The sequence below is a fragment of the Nonomuraea salmonea genome (assembly GCF_042428605.1).
GTDB classification, from domain to species: Bacteria; Actinomycetota; Actinomycetes; order Streptosporangiales; family Streptosporangiaceae; genus Nonomuraea; species Nonomuraea salmonea.
Map to the genome: position 1 here is coordinate 255,447 of NZ_JBHMCF010000036.1, position 22,354 is coordinate 277,800.

The window sequence follows — 22,354 nt, forward strand, 5'->3', positions numbered from 1 at the left end:
CTAGGGGTGGGGGGTTGTTTCCTGGGTCTCTTCGATGACCGTGACGGCCCCGGCCGCGACGGTGACCGGCCCGTCGTGCCGTACGCCGTCGAACACGCTCACGCCGCTCACCCCCTCGACCGTCACGGGCCGGTCGCCGTGGTTGATGAGGAACAGGTGGCGGCCCCTGCGCACGCGTTCGAGCGTGTCGGGCAGGCCGCGCGGCCGGGTCACCCCGGCGTGGTCGAGCACCTGGCCGAGCAGGCCGGGCAGGCCGGTGACGGGGGCCGTCGCGAGGTACCAGGCGGTGCCGGCGCCGAGGTCGTGACGGGTGAAGGCGGGGTGGCCCGCGTCGGGCCCCGCGCCGAAGCGCCGCACGGCCCTGGCCCCCGCCAGGCGCACCCGCTCCGACCAGACGCGTGCCTCCTCCTCGGCAGGACCGTCGATGGAGCCGTCGATGAGGGTGACCGTCTCGTGCTCGCGCAGCGGGTGGAACTCCTCGATCGACAGGCCGAGCAGCTCGCGCAGCGCGCCGGGGTGGGCGCCGGGGTGGATGGTGTCGTGCTCGTCCACGATGCCGGAGAAGTACGACACGAGCAGGTTCCCGCCGGACTCCACGTACCGGTGGAGGTTCTTGGCGGAGGCTTCGGTCAGCAGGTACGAGCTGGGCGCCACCACCACCCGATATCCCGAAATATCGGCGGAAGGGTGGACGAAGTCCACCGTGACGTGCTCCCGCCACAACACCTCGTAGAAGGCGTCCATCCGCTCCCTGAACCCCAGGTCGACCGACGGCCGCCAGTCCAGCTCCAGCGCCCAGTACGACTCCCAGTCCCACACCAGCGCCACCTCGGCCCGCACCCGGCTCCCCCGCACCCCGGCCAGCCGCCGCAGGTCGGCGCCCAGCCGCACCACCTCGCGCCACTGCTCGGAGTCGGTCCCGGCGTGCGGCACCATCCCGGAGTGGAACTTCTCGGCCCCGAACCGCGAGGCCCTGAACTGGAAGAACAGCACGCTGTCGGAGCCGCGCGCGACGTGCGCGAGGCTGTTGCGGCGCATCTCGCCGGGCCGCTTGGCGAGGTTGCGCGGCTGCCAGTTGACCGCGCCCGCCGAGTGCTCCATGAGCATCCACGGCGCGCCGCCCGCCACGGACCGGGCGAGGTCGGCCGACATGGCGAGGTCGATGTGGTTGTCGGGCCGCTCGGCCTGCAGATAGTGGTCGTTGGCGACCACGTCGAGCTCGCGGGCCCACTGCCACAGGTCGGTGGACTTGCAGTTGACGGTGCCGGCGAAGTTCGTGGTGACCGGCAGGTGCGGGGTCAGCTCGCGCAGGATGTCGCGCTGCAGCGCGTAGTGCGCGCGGTGCTCACCGTCGCTGAAGCGGGCGTAGTCGAGGCGCTGGGCCGGGTTGACCGCCGTGTGGTTGGCGCGCGGCGCGTCGATCTGCGACCAGTCGGTGTAGGTCTGGCCCCAGAACGTGGTGCCCCAGGCGTCGTTGAGCGTGGCGAGGTCGAGGTAGGTGTGCCGCAGCCACTCCCGCCAGGCGGCCACGCTGTGCGCGCAGTAGCACTCGCCGAGCGGGGCGCCGTACTCGTTGTGCACGTGCCACATGACCACGGCAGGGTGGTCGCGGTAGTGCTCGCCCAGCGCGCGCACCAGCCGGGCGGTGGCCGCGCGGAAAGCCGGGGCGCTGGAGCAGGCGCTCTGCCGCCCGCCGAACCCGATCCGCACGCCCTCCCTGCTCACCGGCAGCACGTCGGGGTGGCGGGCGACGAACCAGGCGGGCGGCGCGGCGGTCGGGGTGGCCAGATCGACCGCCACGCCGGCCGCGTGCAGCCGGTCGATGATCTCGTCGAGCCGGCCGAACGTGAAGCGCCCCTCCTCGGGCTCCATCAGCGCCCACGAGAACATGCCCAGGCTGACCAGGGTGACCCCGGCCTCGCGCATGAGCGCCACGTCCTCCTCCAGCACTTCGCGCGGCCACTGCTCCGGGTTGTAGTCGCCGCCAAAGGCGATCCCGGCTGGACGCTCCGGATACATCCGTTCCCCCCGCAGACTTTTGTGTGAACGTGCACAGTAAAGCCGACGTGCCCCGGGGAAGAACAGTCACCTCTGCGCCCAATTTTTCCAGGCACGCAACGAGAACGTAACGACCTCTTGACGCCTATTTCCGGGCTGTTCCACTCTGTGCACGTTCACAGAACCCTCTGGAGGTACGCATGCGCGCCCACCGCCTTGGAGCAGCCCTGGCCGTCGCACTCACGGCCACACTCGCGAGCTGCGCGTCCGGCGAGCCCGCCGAAGCGCCCGAGGCGGCGCAGAGCCAGGCGACCGCCGCCCAGGGGCCCGTCAAGCTCACGTACTGGACCTGGGCCCCCAACATGGACAAGATCGTCGAGGTCTGGAACGCCGCCAACCCGGACATCCAGGTGACGGTCAGCAAGCAGGCGGGCGGCGACGACGCGGCGGCCAAGTTCCTCACGGCGGCCAAGGCCGGCAACCCGCCGGACGTGGTGCAGGCCGAGTACCAGCACCTGCCGTCGTTCATCGCCGCCGACGCGGTGGCCGACCTCAAGGCGGAGACGGCGTCGATCAAGGGCGAGTTCACCGACGGGCTGTGGGGCCTGGTGACGCTCGGCACCGACGCGGTCTACGGCATCCCGCAGGACAGCGGCCCGATGATGCTCTTCTACCGCAAGGATCTCTTCGACAAGTACGGCATCGAGGTCCCGAAGACCTGGCAGAAGTACGGCGAGGCGGCCCGCACGGTCAGGAAGAAGGACTCCAAGGCTTACCTCGGCACGTTCTCCAGCAACGATCCGGGAGCGTTCACAGGTCTGGCGCAGCAGGCGGGCGCGCAGTGGTGGTCGATCAGCGGCGAGTCATGGAAGGTGAACATCGCCGACGAGGCCACCACCAAGGTCGCCGACTACTGGGGCGGCCTGGTGAAGGAAGGCGTCATCGACGACATGCCGTACTTCACCCCCGAATGGAACAAGGCGCTCAACGACGGCAGGCTGCTCACCTGGCCGTCGGCCGTGTGGGCGCCCGGCGTGCTGTCCAGCAACGCGCCCAAGGGCAAGGGCAAGTGGGCCGTCGCGCCGCTGCCGCAGTGGAACGCCGGCGAGAGCTTCAGCGGCTTCTGGGGCGGCTCGTCCACCGCCGTGGCGGCCAAGTCGCCGAACAAGGCGGCCGCCGCCCGCTTCGCCACCTGGCTCAACACCGACCCCAAGGCCATCGACCTGCTGGTCAAGGAGGCCGCCATCTACCCGGCCGCCACCAAGGCCCAGTCGGCGCTGGGTGCGGCCCCCGGCTACTTCTCCAACCAGCCCGACTTCTGGCAGCAGGCCGCCGCCGTCTCCGCCGGGGCGCGCGGGTTCACCTTCGGGCCGAACGTGGGCGTGGCGTACAACGCGTTCAGGGACGGCTTCGGCAAGGCGCTGCAGAACGGCACCCCGTTCGCCGACGCCGTACGCGGCATGCAGGAGGCCACGGTCGCCGACATGCGCAAGGCCGGCTTCCAGCTCGCGTCATGACTCGCCCTTCCATGAGGCGGCCCGAGCGGGGGCCGTGGCCGTACCTGTTCCTGGCCCCCGCGATGGTGCTGTTCACGCTGTTCCTCGCGGTGCCCATCGGCTACACCGTCTACCTGGCCCTGCACAGGACCCGCGTGTCAGGGCTCGGGCTGGGCAAGGGGGCGCGCAGGGAGGTGTACGTCGGGTTCGAGAACTTCGCCGCCGCCCTCGCCGACGCCGAGCTGTGGGCCGGGTGGCTGCGCGTGCTCGGCTACGGCACGCTGGTGCTGGTCGTGATGCTGGGGCTGGCGCTGCTGTTCGCGCTGCTGCTCGACTCGGCGCGGGTGCGGCTCGCCCGCTTCTCCCGCATCGCGATCTTCCTGCCGTACGCGGTGCCCGGCGTGGCCGCGACGCTGCTGTGGGGCTTCCTCTACCTGCCCTCGCTCAGCCCGATCCGCGACGTCCTCGACGTGGACTTCCTGAGCGCCACGACCGTGACGTACTCGATGGCGAACGTGGCGGTGTGGGGCGGCACCGGCTTCAACATGCTGGCCCTCTACACCACGCTGCGCGCCATCCCCCGCGACCTGTACGAGGCCGCCCGCCTCGACGGCGCGTCCGAGCTGCAGATCGCGATCCGGGTGAAGATCCCGATGCTGACCCCGGCGATCATCCTGACCACGGTGTTCTCGATCATCGCGACCGTCCAGGTGTTCACCGAGCCCACCGCGCTGCGCCCGCTGACCAACACCATCAGCTCCACGTGGAGCCCGCTGATGAAGGTCTACCGCGACGCGTTCGTCACCGGCGACCTGTACTCGGCCGCCGCCACCTCGATCGTCATCGCGGCGATCGCGCTCGTGCTGTCCTTCGGGTTCCTGCGCGTGGTCCGCGACCGCGCCTTCGGGGAGGGCTGATGGCTCCGCTCACCGTCTCGCACCGCCGCCCGCGCACCGGCCGCACGGCGGGGCTGGTCCCGACGGCGCTGCTGCTGATCGGCGCGCTCTACTGCCTCTTCCCCGTGGTGTGGGTGCTGATCGCGGCCACCAAGTCGCCCGGCGAGCTGTTCAGCACCTCCACGCTGGCCTTCGGCACCGGCTTCCTCGACAACGTGGGCGAGCTGTTCGCCTACCGCGACGGCGTGTTCTGGCTGTGGGCCGCCAACACGCTGCTCTACGCGGGCGGCGGCGCGCTGCTGTCCACCGCCGTGTCGGCCGTCTCCGGGTACGCGCTGGCGAAATACCGCTTCCCCGGCCGGGCCCTCATCTTCAACCTGCTGATCGGCGGCATCCTCGTGCCCAGCGTGGTGCTGGCGGTGCCGCAGTATCTGCTCTTCTCCAAGGTCGGGCTGGCCGACAGCCACTGGGCGGTGCTGCTGCCGCAGATACTCAACCCGTACGGCATCTACCTGGCCCGCGTCTACGCCACCGCGTCCGTGCCCGACTCGCTGCTGGAGGCCGGCCGCATCGACGGGGCCGGCGAATGGCTGCTGATGCGGCGGGTGGCGCTGCCGCTCATGGTGCCCGGCATGGTGACGATCTTCCTGTTCCAGTTCGTGGCGATCTGGAACAACTTCCTGCTGCCGTTCATCATGCTCGGCGACGACGGCAAGTTCCCGCTCACGGTGGGCCTCTACACGCTGCTCGCGGCCGGCGCCAACCAGCCCGCCCTCTACAACCTGATCCTCACGGGCGCGTTCCTGTCGATCCTGCCGCTGATCGCGCTCTTCCTCACCATGCAGCGATACTGGAAGACCGACCTGTCCTCCGGAGCCGTGAAATGAAACGCCCTACGATCCACGACGTCGCCGCCGCCGCGGGAGTCTCCCGCGGCACGGTCTCCCGCCTGCTCAACGGGGACAGATACGTGAGCCCGGCGGCGCGCGTGGCCATCGAACGGGCCATCTCCGAGACCGGCTACGTCGTCAACCGTGCCGCCCGCAGCCTGGTCACGCAGCGTACGGGGTCGGTCGTCATGGTGCTGTCGGAGCCCCACGAGAAGCTGTTCGAGGACCCCAACTACAGCACGCTCATCAGGGTCGCCATCCGCATGCTGGCCGAGCGCGACCTGTCGCTGGTGATGATGCTGGCCGGCGACGAGGGTGACCGCGAGCGGGTGGTCCGCTACGTGCGCGGCGGCCACGCCGACGGGGTGCTGCTCGTCTCGACGCACGCCGGCGACCCGCTGCTCGACGCTTTGCGCACCGGCCCGCCCGCCGTCTCGTGCGGGCCGGTCATCGGGCGCGAGACCGTCATCCCGTACGCCGCCGCCGACGACCGGCTCGGCGCCCGACAGATGACCGAATACTTCGTCGGCCTCGGCCGCAGGCGCATCGCCATGATCACCGGGCCGATGGACACGCCGGGCGGCATCCAGCGGCTCGAAGGCTTCGCCGACGTGCTCGGCCGCAAGGCCACCAAGCGGCTCATCGCCCACGGCGACTGGACCCAGGCCAGCGGCGAGCGGGCCATGACCGAGCTGCTGGAGCGTGCCCCCGACATCGACGCCGTGTTCGTGGCCTCCGACCTGATGGCGGCGGGCGCGCTCGCGGCGCTGCGCGCGGCCGGCCGCCGGGTGCCCGACGACGTCGCGGTGGGCGGCTTCGACGACTCCTCGGTGGCCCTCTCGACCCACCCGCCGCTGACCACCATCCGCCAGCCGCTGGCGGAGATGGCCCAGGAGACGCTCCGCCTGCTGCTGGCCCTCATCGACGGCGCCGGCCACGTCGACCCGGTGGTCCTCCCCACCGAGCTGGTCATCCGCGAGTCCGCATAGGGACGAACGGCACCCGCGCCACCGGGAGCCGGAAGCGTTCGCTGGTCAGACGACGCCGGCGTAGACCCAACGGCCGTCCAGGCGGACGAAGCGGCTGTGCTCCTCCATCTCGCCCGGCCGCCCCCGCTCCAGGTAGTGGGCGCGGAAGCGGACGGTGCCCTCGGTGTGCACGACGCTGCCGCCGGTGGTCTCCAGCACCTCCAGCCGCACCCACTTGACCCGCCGGTCGATGCCGGCGCGCTGCGGCCGGTCGGACGGGTGCCAGGTGCGCAGCAGGTAAGCCTCGTCGCCCACGCCGAAGGCGGTGAAGCGGGAGCGCATGAGCTGCTCGGCGGTGGCGGCCGCCGCCTCACCCCGGTGCAGCCTGCCGCAGCAGTCCTGGTAGGAGGCGGGCAGGCCGCAGAGACACGTACGAGGAGGCATGGCCCCTATTCTGCCCCGAGCAGGGCGGTGAGGTCGGTCAACGCCGGCCCGAGCGGCGCGTCAAGCGTGAGCGAGGCGTCGCCGTCACCGCCCGTCGGGCCCTGGTTGACGATGGCGATGGGGATGCCGAGCTCTGCCGCCCTGGTGACGAAGCGCAGCCCCGACTTGATGGCCAGCGACGACCCGAGCACGAGCAGCGCCCGCGCGCCGCCCACCACGGCGAAGCACTCGTCCACCCGCGGCCTCGGCACGTTCTCGCCGAAGAACACCACGTCCGGCTTGAGCACCCCGCCGCACCCCGTGCAGTCGACCAGGATGAACCCGGCGATCTGCGCGTCGGTGAGCACCGCGTCGCCGTCGGGGTTGATCGCGGCGCCCGCCTCGTCCCAGCCGGGGTTCGCCTCCCGCAGCCGGCGCTCCAGCTCGGCGCGCGGGGTGCGCTCGCGGCACGACAGGCAGACCACGCGGTCGAGCCCGCCGTGCAGCTCGATCACCTGGCGGGCGCCCGCCGCCTGGTGCAGGCCGTCGACGTTCTGGGTGACGATGCCGGCCAGCAGGCCGCGCCGCTCCAGCGCGGCGACCGCGCGGTGCCCCGCGTTGGGGCGGGCCGCGCCGATGTGCCGCCACCCGACGTGGCTGCGCGCCCAGTAGCGCTGCCGGGCCTGGGCGCTGCCGACGAACTTCTGGTACGTCATCGGCTCGGCCCGCCTGGACCGCCCTGTCGGACCCCGGTAGTCGGGGATGCCGGACTCGGTGGACAGCCCGGCCCCGCTGAGCACGGCCACCCCGCCCCGGGCGACGAGCCCGGCCAGCTCCGCCACCTTCGTGGTGCTCGATATCACCCTTCTATGGTGCCTTCCGTTCCACGCTCTTCGTCCCGCCGGGCCTCGCCGAGGCCCGCGCGTTCCCCGCCCTCGGCGAAGCCGAGGTCCGCGCGTTCCTCCGCCTCGGCGACCAGCTCGGCGTGCCACAGCCGGCGCATCTCCGGGCAGCTCTCCAGCAGGTCGGCCAGCCGCCCCCGCCCGGCGACGCGGCCCCGGTCGAGGACGATCACCTGGTCGGCGCGTTCGAGCGCGGCCTGCCGGTGCGAGACGACCAGCACGGTCTCCGGGCCGCGCCCGGCGATCCGCTCCCACAGCAGCCGCTCGGTCTCGACGTCGAGCGCGGACGACAGGTCGTCCACCACCAGCAGGTCGGGGTCGCGGACGAGGGCGCGGGCGGCGGTGACGCGCTGGGCCTGCCCGCCCGACAGCCGGGTGCCGCGCGGCCCGACGACCGTGTCGAGGCCGCGGGTCAGCTCGGCCAGGTCCCGGTCGAAGACGGCCAGCTCCAGGGCCCGCCGCGCGTCCTCGTCGCCGGCGGCGCGGCCGAGCAGCAGGTTCTCGCGCAGGGTCTCGGAGAACAGGCGGGGTACCTGGCCCGCGTACGCGACCCGGCCTGGGACGAGGAACGTGCCCGGGTCGCGGATGGGGACGCCGTTCCAGGCGATCTCGCCCGCGTCGGCCCGCAGGAGACCGAGCAGGGCGCGTACCAGGGTGGTCTTGCCCGCGCCGACCGCTCCGGTGACGACGGTGAAGGAGCCGCGCTCGACGCGCAGCCCGACGTCGTGCAGCACGCCGCGCACGGTCAGTCCGCGCGCCTCCAGCACCCGCAGCCGGTCGTCGTGCGGCGGCGGCTGCGGCGCGGGCGGCGGGTCGCCGCGCAGCCACACCCCGGAGCCGCGCACCAGATCGGCGGCGTCCTCGTGCGGCGCCATGAGCCTGGTCAGCCGCTCCGTGGCGACCGCGGCCTGCGGCAGCCGGGAGAGGAACACGCCGATCGACCTCGGGAACGCGGTGAGCCAGCCGATGTAGGTGGTGAACAGCGCGAGGTCGCCCACGGTGAAGTCGCCGCCGCGCATGGCGGGCGCGGCGAGCAGCAGCACCAGGCCGGTGCCGAGCTCGACGGACGCGGTGGTGGCGGCGCCCAGCAGGTCGGTGGCCAGCCGGTCCTTGACCGCGGCGTCGCGGCGCCGCCGGTTGTGGGCGCGCAGCCGGTCGAGCACCGCCGCCTCGGCTCCCGCCGTCTTGATGGCGAGCACACCGCCGAACACCTCCCCCACGTACGCCGTCACGGTCGCGCCGAGCCGCCTGGCCCGCCCGTGCAGCCGGGCGACCACCTGCCGCATGGTCCTGCTCAGCACGCCCGCCGCGATCATCGGGACGACGAGCACCAGCGTGATCAGCGGATCGACGGAGGCCAGGATCGGCAGCGCCACGGCGGCGAACACCGCGGTGCCGAACAGGCTGACGCTCTCGTCGGTGAAGTCCACGGCGTCGGCCACGTCGTCCCGCATGCGGGCCACGGCCTCGCCGGAGGAGTGCGGCAGCCGGGCGGCGGCGGGCCCGCGCGCGGTCAGCAGGGAGCGCAGCACGTTCGAGCGCAGCAGCGTGGCCGCCGCCGCCCACCAGTAGACGCCGTACGTCCACGCGACAACGATCATCACGCCCCGCACGACCTCGACGCCCACGAACGCCGCACACCACCACAGCACGCTGTCCAGCCCGGCCGCCCGCTGCCCGCTGATCTCGTCGAACACGCGCTGCAGGACGAGCCCGCCGCCCAGCGGGATCACATGCACCGGAAGCCACAGCAGCGCCCCGACCAGGAACCGCCGGAAGTCGAACGTGGCCAGCCGCGTGGCCACCACCGTCACGGGCTTCACCGGCTCACCCCCGCCTGATCGCACGGCCGGGCGGCCATCGCCGTGTCGCGCCTCATCGGCTCACCCCCGCCAGGTCGAGGAGGTGGCCGAAGCGGCTGTGCGGGTCGGCGGCCAGGTGGGCGCGGGGGCCGTACTCGACGATCTTGCCCCGGTCGAGCACCGCGATCGTGTCCACGCGGGCCAGCGACGACAGCCGGTGCGCGATGATCACCCCGGTCCTGCCCTCCAGGAGCCGCGCGACGGCCGCCTCGGCCCGCCGCTCGGTGGCCGGGTCGAGCCGGCTGGACGCCTCGTCCAGCACGACCAGCCCGGGGTCGGCCAGGAACACGCGGGCGAACGCGAGCAGCTGCGCCTCCCCCGCCGACAGCTCGGGCAGCTCGGCGTCGAGCCCGCCGGGCAGGGAGGCCGCCCACGCGCCGAGCCCGACCTCTCCGAGCACCCCCATCAGCCGCTCGTCGCCAGGCGACGGCCGGAACAGGGTGAGGTTGTCGCGCACGCTGGCCCGGAACAGCTGCACGTCCTGCGTCACCACGCCGGCCCTGCGCCGCAAGGAGTGCGGCTCGGCCTCGCGCAGATCGACACCGCCCACCAGGACGGCCCCCTGCACGGGATCGTGCAGCCGCAGCACCAGCCTGGCCAGGGTGGTCTTGCCGCTGCCGGTCCGCCCGACCAGCCCGAGCGTCTCGCCGGGCGCCAGGCGCAGCCGCACCCCCGACAGCACCTGCTCGTCGTCACCGGGGTAGGTGAAACCGACGCCGTCGAGGTCGAGCCCGAGCGGCCCTGTGGGAGGCAGCGGCCGGGTGCCGGGCGTGAGCGCCGGCCGCTCGGCCAGCAGCCCCGCGATGCGGGCCACCCCTGCCAGCGCCGCCTGATACTGCCTGATCTGGTCGATCAGCCGCTCGAACGGCGCCCGCACCATCATCGTGTACTGCAGGAGCAGCACGGCGGTGCCGACCGTGAGCGCCCCCGACCGCATGGTCCACGCGGCCAGCCCCAGCATGATCGCGGTTCCCGCGGCGAAGGCCACGGAGGTGCCCGCGAGCAGCACGGTGCCGATGCGGGCGTCGCGGTGCTCGGCGCGGAACAGCGCCGCGCTGACCTGGTGGAAGCGGCGTACGGTGTGCGCGCCGGCGCCGTTGGCCCGCAGGTCCTCTGCCCCGGCCAGCCGCTCTTCGAGCGCGCCGAACAGCGCGGCGCTCGCGGCCCGCGACCTGGCCGCCGACGGCACGGCCAGCCGCTGGGCGCGCGCCATGCCGTACCCGATGACCAGGCAGTACGCCAGCAGTGCCAGCCCGATCCGCCAGTCCACGAGGAGCACGGCGACGACCACGCCGGCCAGCAGCAGCACGCCGGCCACGACGTCGAGCAGGAACGCGACGACGAAGTCGGCGACGGCCACCACGTCGCCGTCGACCCGCTCGATCAGCTCGCCGGGCGTGTGCCGGCCGTGGAAGGCCAGGTCGAGGTGGAGCGCGTGACCGGTGAGGCGTTCGCGCAGGCGGTTGGAGCCGTCCCAGGCGAGCCGGCCCGCCAGCCACGCGGTGACGGTGCGCGCCGCCTGTCCGGCGACGGCGAGCACGAGGTAGCCGGCGGCGATCAGCGTGAGGTGGCGGATGCTCGCGCCGCCCATCGCGTCATCGACGAACCACCGGGTGACCTGCGGCGCCGCCAGCGGCAGCGCGGTCGCGGCGGACACCGCGCCGATCAGCGCGGGCGCGGCCCGCCAGGACGGCAGGAGCAGGCGGAGGACGGAGGAGGTGTCAGGTGAGAGATTCCCGGGTGTGGAGGGAGTCAAGAAGCGTCATGCCCTTTGCGTCGGAGGATTCGGTGAGCTGAGGGATCACGGACGCTTCGCGCATCGTGGGCCTCCTCCTTCGACGGGCGGTCAACGCCCGGGAGTACACCAGCCGCGCCCCGCCGGGCGCAACCGGTTTATCCCGGGCGCGGGGCTCAGCGGCTCTGGCGGGTGGTCTCGCCGGGCCAGGGGTAGGGGTGCGCGGACATCCTGCCGAACAGGCGCCTGACCGGCTTCGGGGCCGGTGCGGGCGCGCGGCGGGCGCTCGTGCCGGAGGGGCGGCGCTCTCCCCCGGCCGGGCGCAGGTAGACGCAGCGCAGCTCGGCCGCGAACCGGTGCTCGCCGTCGCGCAGCCAGCACCCCTCGGGCCCCGGCAGCACCTCGCTCACCGTGACGCCGTCGCCGCCCGCGGCCAGGCGGGCGAGCCCTTCGAGGAGGGCGGGCGAGCGGGTGTCGACGTAGACGCGCTCGCGGGCGGTGGCGGCGAAGAACACGACGGGCAGCTCGTACGCCTCCCGCAGCCGGGCCATCGCCACCAGCAGGTCGCCGTCCCCGCCCGCCTGCCCGAACCCCTCGAACGCGGCACCGCCGACATGCCAGCGCCGCCCGGCCAGGACCACGTTGTCCCAGGTCAGCCGGGGCATGCGGGGCAGGTCGCCGAGCCTCGGCAGCCGGAGCCTGGGCAGGGCGAGCGCCGTGTGCAGCGCCGTGTCGTGCTCGCCGTCGTGGAACAGCAGCGGCTCCTCGAACCCCTTGGCGTGCAGGACGGCGCGGTGGCCGTCGCTGTGCACGTACAGCTCGTCGAGGCCGATCCTGCGCCGGTCCTCGCCCGCGGTCGCGCCGCCGAGCTCCAGCACGGGTCCTGGCAGTTCCGGCCTGGGCACGCCGTGCTCGGGGCGGGAGACGACGTTCAGCACCGTGAACCCCGACAGCGCCCGCCGCACCTGCGCGTCGCGCTCGGCCAGGCAGGCGGCCTCGTCGTCGTGGAACTGCAGCGCCCACGGCGTGAGCAGCACCCCGTCGTGCAGGGCGGTGAGCACCAGCGGGGTGACGCCCGGCTCGTACGCCTCCAGCGACGGCGCAGCCACCATCACGTCCGCCGAGCACAGCACGGGCGCGGCCGGCGGAGCGGGCTCGTCCAGCAGGTTCGCGAGGTTCAGCTCGGCGGTGCCCGGCTTCGCGGCGCGGACCAGCTCCGCGATGCGGGCGGGCAGCCGGTCGCCGTGGTCGATCTCCAGGTCGCCGGTCATGCGCAGGGCGTCGGACAGCGCGTACGTGCCGGGCCCGAGCCGCCCGGCCAGCAGCCGGTTGGTGCGCAGCCGGGTCAGCTCCGCCTCCTCGGCCAGCAGATCCAGCACTCTCGGCACCCGCTCCCGCAGGTCGGCGGCCAGCGCGTCGCCGACGCCGACCCGCAGCGTGCCGGCGGCGGCCTCGTGCACCGTCACCCGGTCGTCGCGGTGCCCGCCGACGCCCGCCAGCGCCTCGATCCTGCGCTGCACGGCGAGCTTCACGTCGGGTGAGGCGGCGGGATATTGCGCGAGCAACTCGCTGATCTCCCCGACCCGCCGCCCCACCGGCAGCTCGGACCTGGACGCCTGGCCGGCGCCCTTCAGCCCGCGCTGCACGGGCACGCCCGCGGGGGCCACGAACCCCCGCCTGGACGCCCCCGACGCTGCACCCCCGGCCTCCCTGACCGGCCTCCCCCCGAAGCCTGCCGGCCCCGCCCCGCCCCGAATCCCGGCGTCGGGCCCGGGCCTGGGCCCACTCTCGGGACCGCCTGCGGGGCCGCTCTCGTGGCCCGCTACGGGGCCCGCTACGGGGCCCGCTACGGGGCCCGCTACGGGGCCCGCTACGGGGCCGCCCGCGGCTTCACCGGCACCCCCGTGCCCGGTGAGGCCCGCGCTGCCGCTGGAGGCTCGTCGCGCTGCGGCGGCGGGAGGAAGGGAGCCGGGGTGCGCGGCGGGAGGAAGGGAGTCCGGGTGGGCGGGGTGCGGCGTCAGCCCGCACTCACAGGGCGCCGGCGGCTGCACCCGCTCCCTGTGCGGTGCGGTGCCGCCGTCCTCCGTGGGCCGCCCATGGGTGGGACCGTCGCCGTCGGTGAGGGGGATGGCGCGGGTGGTGAGGCGGTCGCGGAGCCAGGCGAAGGGGTCGGTGACGCCGGCGGGCGGGCACAGGTCGTGGGTGAGCAGGCCGCGGCGGACCGCCACGGTGAGCGCCGCGGCCGCGCGTTCCATGTCGGTGCCCGTCGCGGCGGCGATCTCGGCGAGCGTACGGGCGCCGTCGCAGTGGCCGGTGAAGGCGGCCCCCTCACGTACCTCGCCCACCAGGGTCCTGCGGCGCGGCACCAGGCCGGGCACCAGCGCGGGGTCGGCGAGGATGCGCTGCTGGAGCGCCTCGTTCACCCGCCCGGCCGGGTACGCCACCCGCTGCCGGTAGACCCGGTGCCCCTTCCACGTGTGACCGGAGGGGCCGGGCCGGACGGCGCCGTAGTTCAGCGGCCCGTAGCAGCCGTCCGTCTCGCACGAGGTGGCCAGCCGCTGCAGGTGTGCGGCCAGCTCCCGGCGGGTCCTGCCGCCCTTGGCACCGTGGCGCAGGTCGCGGTAGAGGGCGGGCGCGGAGCAGACGAGCGCGTCGAGGAAGCGTTCGTCGGCGGTGAGCCGGGACACGGCGGCCCTGGTGAGGGCGGCGTCACCGCCGACGAGCGCGGTGAGCGTGAGCTTGGCGCGCTCCAGCATGCTGGTGACCTCGTTCCAGGCCAGCACCCAGTTGCCCGCGCCGGCGGCGTCGGAGACGACGGCCCCGGACGGCAACGGCCGCAGGTCGCGCAGGCGCCCCCGCAGCCCGCGCGACGTCCGCCCCGTCTCCGCCCCCGCTCCTGCCCCGGCTACTGGACCCGTGCCCGTGTTCGCCCGGCGGTCAGGCGCGCCGGCCGGGCGGGGGCCTGTCGCGTGGGCGGGAGCGTCGGCGAGCAGGTCGAATGCCTTGCGCTCCAGTTGTACGACGACCGCGGCCGCCTCCGCCGCCCTGAGGTAGGCGAGTGACAGCACCAGCTCCCACGGAAATCCGGCGCTGCGGACGACCACGGCCGGCAGCAGGGTCCAGTCGTGCTCGATGTCCATATGGACCGCTCCCTTTCCTGACATGAATTCACCGCCGCACCGCGTCTCAACTCAGATGCTTACAAGATCATTTATTTCTGTCAATGCGTTTGGCCAGGAAAAGAAAATGAGAATCAGTGACGCCCTCTTGTCCCTCCCATCGAAAACACCCAACAATGCCAGCAAACCACTCCAAACAGGACTCGACTGTTTACTTTCCGTAGTCACTGGGCCTATCCTTCCCGCACACAGAGTCAACGATCCACACACATCCACCACCTGAAACGACCCGGAAAAGCATTAAGGACGGCCTTGCCAGGCCGTTGTTTTCCCGCCATTGAAAACGCGGGCGAGCGGCGCGGAACAACGTACGCGGCCGGTCGGATAAACGCGTGAACGCACCCGTGCGAATAACTCTCATTTACCCGCGCGGGGCAAGGTGGGGTCAAGGACGCGCGCCGTGGGCCGGGCAGGCGAAACCGCCTGATAGAAGGTGACATGGGGGGTGCGGGAGACAGTGACGGGACAGGCGCGGCGCAGGCGCGGGAGGCCGGTCGGCGGCGGGCGCGGCAGCAGGGCGAGCCAGGTGCCGAGCGGGGGGCGCTATCTGTGGACGCCCCTGTTCCTCGCGGGGCTGTTCCTCGTCACCGCCGTGGTGATCGCACTGGACCTGACCACGGGCACGGCCATCAGGCTGTACCCGCTGCTGATCTTCCTGCCGGCCATCGTGTCGGGCCTCGGCGACGTGAAGCAGACGATCGCCGCCTCCGTCTGGGTGGTGCTGGTGGAGGTCGGCACCGGCGCCTACCTGGGCGCGCAGGTCGACGACCTGCTGCTCGCGGCCGGGTTCACCACGATCTTCGGCGTGGTGAGCGTGCTCGGCTGCCGTTACCGCGTACGCCGGGAGGAGGAGGTGCACCGGCTGCGGTCGGCGGCCTCGGCGCTGCAGCGGCTCATCGTGCGCCCGCTCCCCCTGCGTACGGCCGAGGTCGCCGTGGACGGCCTCTACCACCCGATCGAGGAGGACGCCCTGGTCGGCGGCGACGTGTACGACGTCGCCGTGTCCCGCCACGGCACCCGGGTGCTGATCGCGGACGTCCAGGGCAAGGGCCTGCCCGCGATCGGCACGGCGCTGGCCGTGCTGGGCTCGTTCAGGGAGGCCGCCTACCGCGAGGACACGCTGACCGGCGTCGTGGCCGCCCTGGAGACGACGGTGGTGCGGCAGAACGTGTTCGCCGCCATGACCGGCGAGCCCGAGCGGCTGGTCACGGCCCTCGTGCTGGACATCGCCGGCGACACCGAGGTGGAGGCGATCAACTGCGGCCACATCGCCCCTTTCGTGCTGCACGACGGCGAGGCGTACCAGGTGGACCTGGGCGAGCCCGCCCTGCCGCTCGGGCTCGCGTCGCTGACGGCGACGCCCCGCCGCGGCACGCGCTTCGCCTTCCCGCTGGGCGCGACGCTGCTGCTGTGCACCGACGGGGTGACCGAGGCACGTGACCCGCGCGGCGCGTTCTACCCGCTGGAAGAGCGGCTGCGCGCGTGGGCGCCGGACCCGCCCGCGCCGCTCGGCCGCGCGCTGGGCGCCGACCTGCAGGAGTTCACGGGCGGAGACGTCCGCGACGACGTGGCCGTCCTGACGCTGCGCCGCATGGGCCCGCCGTCGATCCCGCCGTGAAGAAGATCACATCCGGAAATCTCCTGAACCGCGCCCCGGATCGGCGCGTACCTCCACACATCGGACACGTGGTCCATGGAGGTGTCGTGGAGCTCAGTCTCTTGCGGGCCCAAGCGCACAGCCCGTCGTACTTCTCACTCATGCGCGGCTCGGTGGGAGAGCGCGCCCCGGTGGACTTCTGCATCCCCTGTAATCCGTACTTCCCCACGCCGGACATATTCGAGCACCTCGGGAGGAACCTGGAGACGATCCTGAAGTTCTATCCCAGCGACGCCGGGACGATCACCGAGGAGCTGTGCGCCACGCTCGGCCTGCACCCCAAGACGGTCGCCATGGGCAACGGCTCGACGGAGCTGATCACCTGGATCGACCACCTGCTGGTCCGCGAGAGCCTGGCGGTGCCCATCCCCACCTTCGGCCGCTGGACCGACCAGCCGCTGGAGACGGGCAAGCGGGTGGACATGTACCCGTTGCAGGAGAGCCGCAACTTCGCGCTCGACGTGGACGACTTCGTGTCGTTCATCCGCATGCGCGGCTCGCGGGTGGCGGTGATCTGCAACCCGAACAACCCCGACGGCGGCTACCTGCCCAAGCACCAGGTCCTGTACCTGCTCGACCAGCTCATCGACCTCGACCTGGTGATCGTTGACGAGTCGTTCGGCGAGTTCGTGGACGCCGAGCCGTACCCGGGGGTGGCCGCGGAGGCGGCGGTGCGGCCGAACGTGATCGTGCTGCGCAGCCTGGGCAAGAACTTCGGCCTGCACGGCATCCGCTTCGGCTACATGGTGGCCAACCCCGCGCTGGCCGGCCGGGTGCGCGACGCGCTGCCCAAGTGGAACCTGAACTCCTTCGCCGAGGTCGTGGTGTTCATGATGCGGGAGTTCATGAACGAGTACCAGGACAGCCTCAGGCGGCTGGGCGCCGACAGACGGGCGATGTTCCAGCAGCTCAGCACCATGCCGGGGCTGTCGGTGTACGCCTCGCAGGGCAACTTCCTGCTGGTCAAGCTGCCGCCGGGGCACGACGGGGTGCCGCTGCGCGACCACCTGCTGACCGAGCACGGCGTGTACGTCCGCGAGTGCGGCAACAAGCTGGGCACCACGAGCCAGTTCCTGCGCCTGGTCGTGCGCCCGCAGGAGGACGTGCGGCGGCTGCTCATCGGCATGACGCAGTTCCTGTACTCCGGCAGCCTGCACGAGATCCCGGTGATCGGGGTGCACCACCGCCACGTCAACCCGCTCTCGGCGTAGCGCGCGAATCCGCCTGAACCGGCCCGTACGAGAGCACCGGCGGGCCGGTGTAAGCTGTCTCGGCCAAATCTCCTTACAGCATAAACAGTCGGCCGATGACGAAAGGATCCCGTGCTCCCCGAGGCAAGCACCGACCCCGGCGTTGATCACAGCACCGATCACAGCACCGATCACAGCACCGATCACAGCACTGATCACAAGGCAGCGGACAGTCACGACCACATCCAGGTCCGCGGCGCCAGGGAGAACAACCTCAAGGGCGTCTCCCTCGACGTCCCCAAGCGGCGGCTCACCGTGTTCACCGGCGTGTCCGGTTCCGGGAAGTCCTCGCTCGTCTTCGACACGATCGCCGCGGAGTCCCGCCGGCTGATCGACGAGACGTACACCGCGTTCATCCAGTCGTTCATGCCGAGCCTCGGCCGGCCCGACATCGACGCGCTGCACAACCTCAGCGCGGCGATCATCGTCGACCAGGAGCGCATGGGGGCCAACCCGCGCTCCACCGTGGGCACCGTCACCGACGCCCACACCATGCTGCGCATCCTCTTCAGCCGCATCGGCAGCCCGTACGTCGGCCCCGCCTACGCCTTCAGCTTCAACCGGGCCGAGGGCATGTGCCCCGAGTGCGAGGGCCTCGGCAAGGCGTCCGAGATCGACGTGGACGAGCTGGTCGACCGTGAGCTGTCGCTCGACGACGGCGCCATCAAGATCCCCGGCTTCCCGGTCGGGAGCTGGCAGTGGCAGGTCGTGGCCGGCTCAGGGCTGTTCGACCCCGGCACGAAGCTGAAGGACTTCACCGAGCAGCAGTGGCAGGACCTGCTCCACAAGCCGGCGACCAAGCTGAAGTACGGCACCAACAACTTCACCTACGAGGGCCTGGTGCTGAAGGTGCGCAAGTCGTACCTCGGCAAGGACCGCGAGTCGATGCAGTCGGCGGCGCGCGCGTTCGCCGACCGGGCGATCAAGCTCGCGACCTGCCCCTCGTGCGGCGGCACCCGCCTCAACGAGGCCGCCCGCTCGGCCCGCGTCCAGGGCAGCAGCATCACCGACCTCTCGGCCATGCAGATCGACGACCTGGCGGCGTTCGTGCGCGGCATCGGCGACCCCTCGGTCGGGCCGGTGCTCGAAGGGCTGCTGTCCACGCTCGACTCCCTGGTCGGCATCGGCCTCGGCTACCTCAGCCTCGACCGCGAGTCCGCCACGCTGTCGGGCGGCGAGGCCCAGCGGGTCAAGATGGTGCGCCATCTCAACTCCAGCCTCACCGACGTCACGTACGTCTTCGACGAGCCGACCGCCGGGCTGCACCCGCACGACATCCAGCGCATGAACAGCCTGCTGCTGCAGCTGCGCGACAAGGGCAACACGGTGCTCGTCGTCGAGCACAAGCCCGAGCTGATCGCGATCGCCGACCACGTGGTGGACCTCGGCCCGGGGGCGGGCACCGCCGGCGGCGAGATCTGCTACCAGGGCGACCTCGCCGGTCTGCGCGACTCCGGCACGCTCACCGGCCGCTACCTCGACCACCGGGCAGGCCTGCGCGAGGAGGTGCGCAAGCCCACGGGGCAGCTGCCGATCAGGAACGCCACCCTGCACAACCTGCGCGACGTGAGCGTGGACATCCCGCTCGGCGTGCTCACCGTGGTCACCGGCGTCGCCGGATCGGGCAAGAGCTCGCTCATCCACGGCTACGTGGCGGGCCGCGACGGCGTGGTGGTGGCCGACCAGTCGCCGATCCGCGGCTCGCGCCGGAGCAACCCGGCCACCTACACCGGGGTGCTTGACCCGATCAGGGCGGCGTTCGCCAAGGCCAACGGGGTCAAGCCGAGCCTGTTCAGCGCCAACTCCGAGGGCGCATGCCCGGCCTGCAAGGGCATCGGGCTGATCTACACCGACCTCGCGATGATGGCCGGGGTCGCCTCGGTGTGCGAGCAGTGCGAGGGGCGGCGGTTCACGCCGGAGGTGCTGACGTACCGGCTGCACGGCAAGAACATCAGCGAGGTGCTGGAGATGCCGGTCGCCGAGGCCAGGGAGTTCTTCCCGAAGGGGCAGGCGGGCGTCATCCTCGACCGGCTGGTGGCCGTCGGGCTCGGCTACATCGGGCTGGGGCAGCCGCTCACGACGCTGTCGGGCGGCGAGCGGCAGCGGCTCAAGCTGGCCATCAACATGGCCAGGAACGGCACCACGTACGTGCTGGACGAGCCCACCACCGGCCTGCACCTGGCCGACGTCGACCAGCTGCTGTCACTGCTCGACCGGCTGGTGGACGACGGCAACTCGGTCATCGTGATCGAGCACCACCAGGCGGTCATGGCGCACGCCGACTGGATCGTGGACCTCGGGCCCGGGGCCGGTCACGACGGCGGCCAGGTGGTCTTCGCCGGCACGCCGGGCGAGCTGGTCGCCACCGGCACCTCGCTCACGGCCGTCCACCTGCGGGACTACGTCGGCATGAGCTGAGCGTCAGCCCGGCGCGCGGTTTCAGACCCCGGGTGTCAGACCGCGAGCCGGGCCAGCACGCGCGCGAACTCGGGCGGCGGCGCCACGACCAGCCTGGTCTGCCCGTCCTGGGCGACGATGTCGGCCCTGATCAGCGTCAGCTGCCCGTCGTGCCACCAGTAGACCTGCGGGCTGAGCCCGTCGGTGCGGACGGCGTGCACGCGCAGCCGTTCGAGCGCGCGTACCACGCCGATGCCGTCGACGGGGTGCACGAGCAGCGTGTACGGGTCGGGCAGCACCACGAGCACCCCGTCGGCGGGCACGGTCAGGTGCTCGTCCAGCCAGCGCAGGTGGGTGGCGGCCGACGGGCTCTCGGCGGTCAGCCGGATGATCGGGGTGCCGGACAGCGCGATGTTCTCGGACGTCAGCGAGCCGTGCCTGCGCACGTTGGCCACCGCCCGGTCGAGCGCCTGCCCGCCGGAGACCGGCCAGCAGCCCGACTCCTCCGGCCTGACCAGCCGCGCGCCCACGGTGAGCAGCTCGACCAGGTCGGCGTTGAGGTGGCGGCCGACGACGCGGGTCAGGTCGGGCACCGCGTCCACCGACTCGACCCTGATCCGCAGCAGCGGCCCGGCCTGCTCCAGGTCGGACACGTCCACGCGCTCGTCGGCGGTGGCGACGGCGTGCGCCAGGTGCTCGGAGACCAGCACCGGCCAGTCCTCCCTGGCCCGGCGCGCGGCCTCGCGGCGCAGCCCGGTCAGCTTGACGACCAGCTCGGGGGTGGGCTGCCCTGGAGTGGGTCGCCCTGGGGGTTGCTCGGCACGTTCAAGGGTGAGGAGCGAGCCGTCGCCGGAGAAGGCGAAGGAGTATCCGAGGGACTCCGCGACGAGGGCCAGCAGCGAGTCGAGATCGACGTCCTCGACCGGACGGCGCGGGGCCTCGCGGTCACGCTCGTACCAATTCACGCCGCTGTGTCCCTTTCTGTCGGATTCGTCCCTCTACCTTGCCTGCTCTCCCATTCCCCACGAGCCAGTCAGGGAGCACGATTCGGTATCGATAACACCAAGTGCCCCAAACCACACACTCATCTGGGGTGTCCCGTGTCCCACCGGCAACCCGGCGACGATGGGCACCCCCAGCGGGCGCAGCCGGTCTTCGAGCACCGGATAGGGGTCGCCGCAGCCCACCCACGAGCCGAGCGCGATGCCCCGCACGCCGTCGAACGCGCCCGCCTGCAGCAGCTGCGTGAGCATGCGGTCGATGCGGTACGGCTCCTCCCCGACGTCCTCGAGGAACGCGATGCCGTCGGCGAACGACGGCTGCCACCGGGTGCCGCACATCGAGGCGAGCAACGACAGGTTACCGCCGCGCACCACGCCCTCCGCGCGGCCCTCCGCGCTCCCGGGCGCCAGCACCCGGTCACCGGCGACCGGCGTCACTCCTTCGTCCGGCCCGAACAGCGCCTCACGCAGGCTCTCCCAAGTCAGCGGCTCTGGCCCGGCGTCGTCGCCGGCGATCACGTCGCAGGCGATCATCGGCCCGTGCAGCGTCGGCACGTCCAGCTCGATCGCGAACGCGTTGTGCAGCGCCGTGATGTCGCTCGACCCGAGCAGCGTCTTGGGCCCTGCCGCCCGCCCTGCGGCCCGCTCTGCCGCCCGCCCTGCCGCCCGCATCGCGTCCCAGTCGAGCAGCTCCAGCAGCCGGCCGGCGCCGTAGCCGCCGCGGCAGCAGAAGACCGCCGAGACGGCCGGATCGCACCAGGCGTCCTGCAGGTCGGCCGCCCTGGCGGCGTCGGCACCCGCCAGGTAGTCGAGGTCCTGCCGGTCGAGCGCGTGCGCCCCGACCACGACCTTCAGGCCCAGGCCCTCCAGCCGCTCGACGCCGCGGCGCAGCAGCTCCGGGTTCGGCGGTCCTGACGGCGAGACGATGGCGACGGTGTCACCTGGCCGCATCGATCAACTCCTTGACGAGCGTGGGTAGTGCGTTGCCGATCGGCTCGTTGACGACCCGGTCGGCGAAGGGGTCGTAGGGGGTCGGCTCGGCGTTCACGATCACCAGCCGGGCGCCCGCGTCGAGCGCCTCGCCGCACAGCCCGGCGGCCGGGTGCACGGTCAGCGACGTGCCGACCGCGAGGAACAGCTCGCACGTACGGGCCGCGTCGAGCGCCGCGCCCAGCACCTCCGGCTTGAGCGACTGCCCGAACGAGATCGTGTTCGCCTTCTGGATGCCGCCGCAGCGGGGGCACGGCGGGTCGTCCTCCCCCGCGTCCACCCTGGCCAGCACTTCTTCCATCGGCGTGATCAGGTCACAGGAGAGGCACTCGGCGCGGCGCATGGTGCCGTGCAGCTCGATGACCTTCTCCGGCGACGAACCGGCGCGCTGGTGCAGCTCGTCGATGTTCTGGGTGATGAGCGCGCGCAGCAGCCCGGCGTGCTCGAGCTCGACCAGCGCCTGGTGGGCGGCGTTCGGCTGCGCCCGCCAGGCCGGCGAATCGCGCCTGGAACGCCAGCTCGCCCGCCTGACCTCGGGGTCGGCGAGGTAGCGGTCGATCGTCGCGTCGGCCTCGGCGCGCGGGTTCTTCGTCCACACGCCCTGCGGCCCCCGGAAGTCGGGGATGCCGGAATCGGTGGACACACCCGCTCCGGTGAGGACCGACACTGAGGATGGCGCGTTCACCTGGCAAACGGTGTCACACTTGGCT

General features: G+C 72.5%; 16 protein-coding genes. 7 read left to right on the forward strand and 9 right to left on the reverse strand.

All coding sequences use genetic code 11. The annotated features are described in order from the left end of the window. Positions 1 to 2,019 (reverse strand): beta-galactosidase, encoded by a 2,019-nt coding sequence (locus tag ACFFR3_RS30835; RefSeq protein WP_364380943.1) that lies wholly within the window; start codon positions 2,017 to 2,019, stop codon positions 1 to 3. Between the two features lie 179 nt (positions 2,020 to 2,198). Here ACFFR3_RS30835 and ACFFR3_RS30840 point away from each other — a divergent pair, with 179 nt between their 5' ends. Genes ACFFR3_RS30840 through ACFFR3_RS30855 form a run of 4 tightly spaced genes read left to right on the forward strand, consistent with a single transcriptional unit; the run spans position 2,199 to position 6,269 of the window. Then, complete coding sequence (locus ACFFR3_RS30840; RefSeq protein WP_379484274.1) at positions 2,199 to 3,515, forward strand: ABC transporter substrate-binding protein; 1,317 nt, start codon at positions 2,199 to 2,201, stop codon at positions 3,513 to 3,515. A gap of 11 nt (positions 3,516 to 3,526) precedes the next feature. Further along, entirely contained in the window at positions 3,527 to 4,411 is an 885-nt protein-coding gene (locus ACFFR3_RS30845; RefSeq protein ID WP_364574148.1) for a carbohydrate ABC transporter permease, read from the forward strand. Next, a complete protein-coding gene (locus ACFFR3_RS30850) occupies positions 4,411 to 5,277 on the forward strand; it encodes a carbohydrate ABC transporter permease (protein ID WP_364380952.1) in 867 nt (288 codons plus the stop codon). Before ACFFR3_RS30845 ends, ACFFR3_RS30850 begins: the two co-directional genes overlap by 1 nt. Next, positions 5,274 to 6,269, forward strand: coding sequence for a LacI family DNA-binding transcriptional regulator (locus ACFFR3_RS30855; RefSeq protein ID WP_364380955.1), 996 nt, complete (start codon positions 5,274 to 5,276; stop codon positions 6,267 to 6,269). The genes ACFFR3_RS30850 and ACFFR3_RS30855 overlap by 4 nt, the downstream gene beginning before the upstream one ends. A 45-nt stretch (positions 6,270 to 6,314) precedes the next feature. Here the strand turns inward: ACFFR3_RS30855 and ACFFR3_RS30860 are convergent, their stop codons facing one another. The 5 genes from ACFFR3_RS30860 to ACFFR3_RS30880 form a co-directional block, all read right to left on the reverse strand. Continuing rightward, positions 6,315 to 6,692: a YchJ family protein gene (locus ACFFR3_RS30860; RefSeq protein ID WP_345386022.1), complete on the reverse strand. Its 378-nt coding sequence runs from the start codon at positions 6,690 to 6,692 to the stop codon at positions 6,315 to 6,317. Positions 6,693 to 6,697: 5 nt separating this feature from the next. Then, positions 6,698 to 7,534 (reverse strand): NAD-dependent protein deacetylase, encoded by an 837-nt coding sequence (locus tag ACFFR3_RS30865; RefSeq protein WP_379484275.1) that lies wholly within the window; start codon positions 7,532 to 7,534, stop codon positions 6,698 to 6,700. Beyond that, positions 7,531 to 9,396, reverse strand: coding sequence for an ABC transporter ATP-binding protein (locus ACFFR3_RS30870; protein ID WP_379484276.1), 1,866 nt, complete (start codon positions 9,394 to 9,396; stop codon positions 7,531 to 7,533). The genes ACFFR3_RS30865 and ACFFR3_RS30870 overlap by 4 nt, the downstream gene beginning before the upstream one ends. A gap of 52 nt (positions 9,397 to 9,448) precedes the next feature. Then, positions 9,449 to 11,191 (reverse strand): ABC transporter ATP-binding protein, encoded by a 1,743-nt coding sequence (locus ACFFR3_RS30875; protein ID WP_379484277.1) that lies wholly within the window; start codon positions 11,189 to 11,191, stop codon positions 9,449 to 9,451. 155 nt (positions 11,192 to 11,346) lie between these two features. Then, positions 11,347 to 14,310, reverse strand: coding sequence for a lantibiotic dehydratase (locus ACFFR3_RS30880; protein ID WP_379484278.1), 2,964 nt, complete (start codon positions 14,308 to 14,310; stop codon positions 11,347 to 11,349). 484 nt (positions 14,311 to 14,794) lie between these two features. Here ACFFR3_RS30880 and ACFFR3_RS30885 point away from each other — a divergent pair, with 484 nt between their 5' ends. The 3 genes from ACFFR3_RS30885 to ACFFR3_RS30895 all read left to right on the forward strand — a co-directional run bounded on the left by ACFFR3_RS30885 (position 14,795) and on the right by ACFFR3_RS30895 (position 19,674). After that, entirely contained in the window at positions 14,795 to 15,967 is a 1,173-nt protein-coding gene (locus tag ACFFR3_RS30885; protein ID WP_345386038.1) for a PP2C family protein-serine/threonine phosphatase, read from the forward strand. Positions 15,968 to 16,053: 86 nt separating this feature from the next. Next, complete coding sequence (locus ACFFR3_RS30890; RefSeq protein WP_364380975.1) at positions 16,054 to 17,217, forward strand: pyridoxal phosphate-dependent aminotransferase; 1,164 nt, start codon at positions 16,054 to 16,056, stop codon at positions 17,215 to 17,217. 222 nt (positions 17,218 to 17,439) lie between these two features. Continuing rightward, entirely contained in the window at positions 17,440 to 19,674 is a 2,235-nt protein-coding gene (locus ACFFR3_RS30895) for an ATP-binding cassette domain-containing protein (protein ID WP_379484306.1), read from the forward strand. A gap of 35 nt (positions 19,675 to 19,709) precedes the next feature. Here the strand turns inward: ACFFR3_RS30895 and ACFFR3_RS30900 are convergent, their stop codons facing one another. Genes ACFFR3_RS30900 through ACFFR3_RS30910 form a run of 3 tightly spaced genes read right to left on the reverse strand, consistent with a single transcriptional unit; the run spans position 19,710 to position 22,329 of the window. Continuing rightward, complete coding sequence (locus ACFFR3_RS30900; RefSeq protein WP_345386044.1) at positions 19,710 to 20,618, reverse strand: hypothetical protein; 909 nt, start codon at positions 20,616 to 20,618, stop codon at positions 19,710 to 19,712. 33 nt (positions 20,619 to 20,651) lie between these two features. Then, positions 20,652 to 21,605: a S66 peptidase family protein gene (locus ACFFR3_RS30905; RefSeq protein ID WP_379484279.1), complete on the reverse strand. Its 954-nt coding sequence runs from the start codon at positions 21,603 to 21,605 to the stop codon at positions 20,652 to 20,654. Beyond that, positions 21,592 to 22,329, reverse strand: a complete 738-nt coding sequence (locus tag ACFFR3_RS30910; RefSeq protein ID WP_379484280.1) for an SIR2 family NAD-dependent protein deacylase — start codon at positions 22,327 to 22,329, stop codon at positions 21,592 to 21,594. The genes ACFFR3_RS30905 and ACFFR3_RS30910 overlap by 14 nt, the downstream gene beginning before the upstream one ends. Positions 22,330 to 22,354 lie beyond the last annotated feature (25 nt).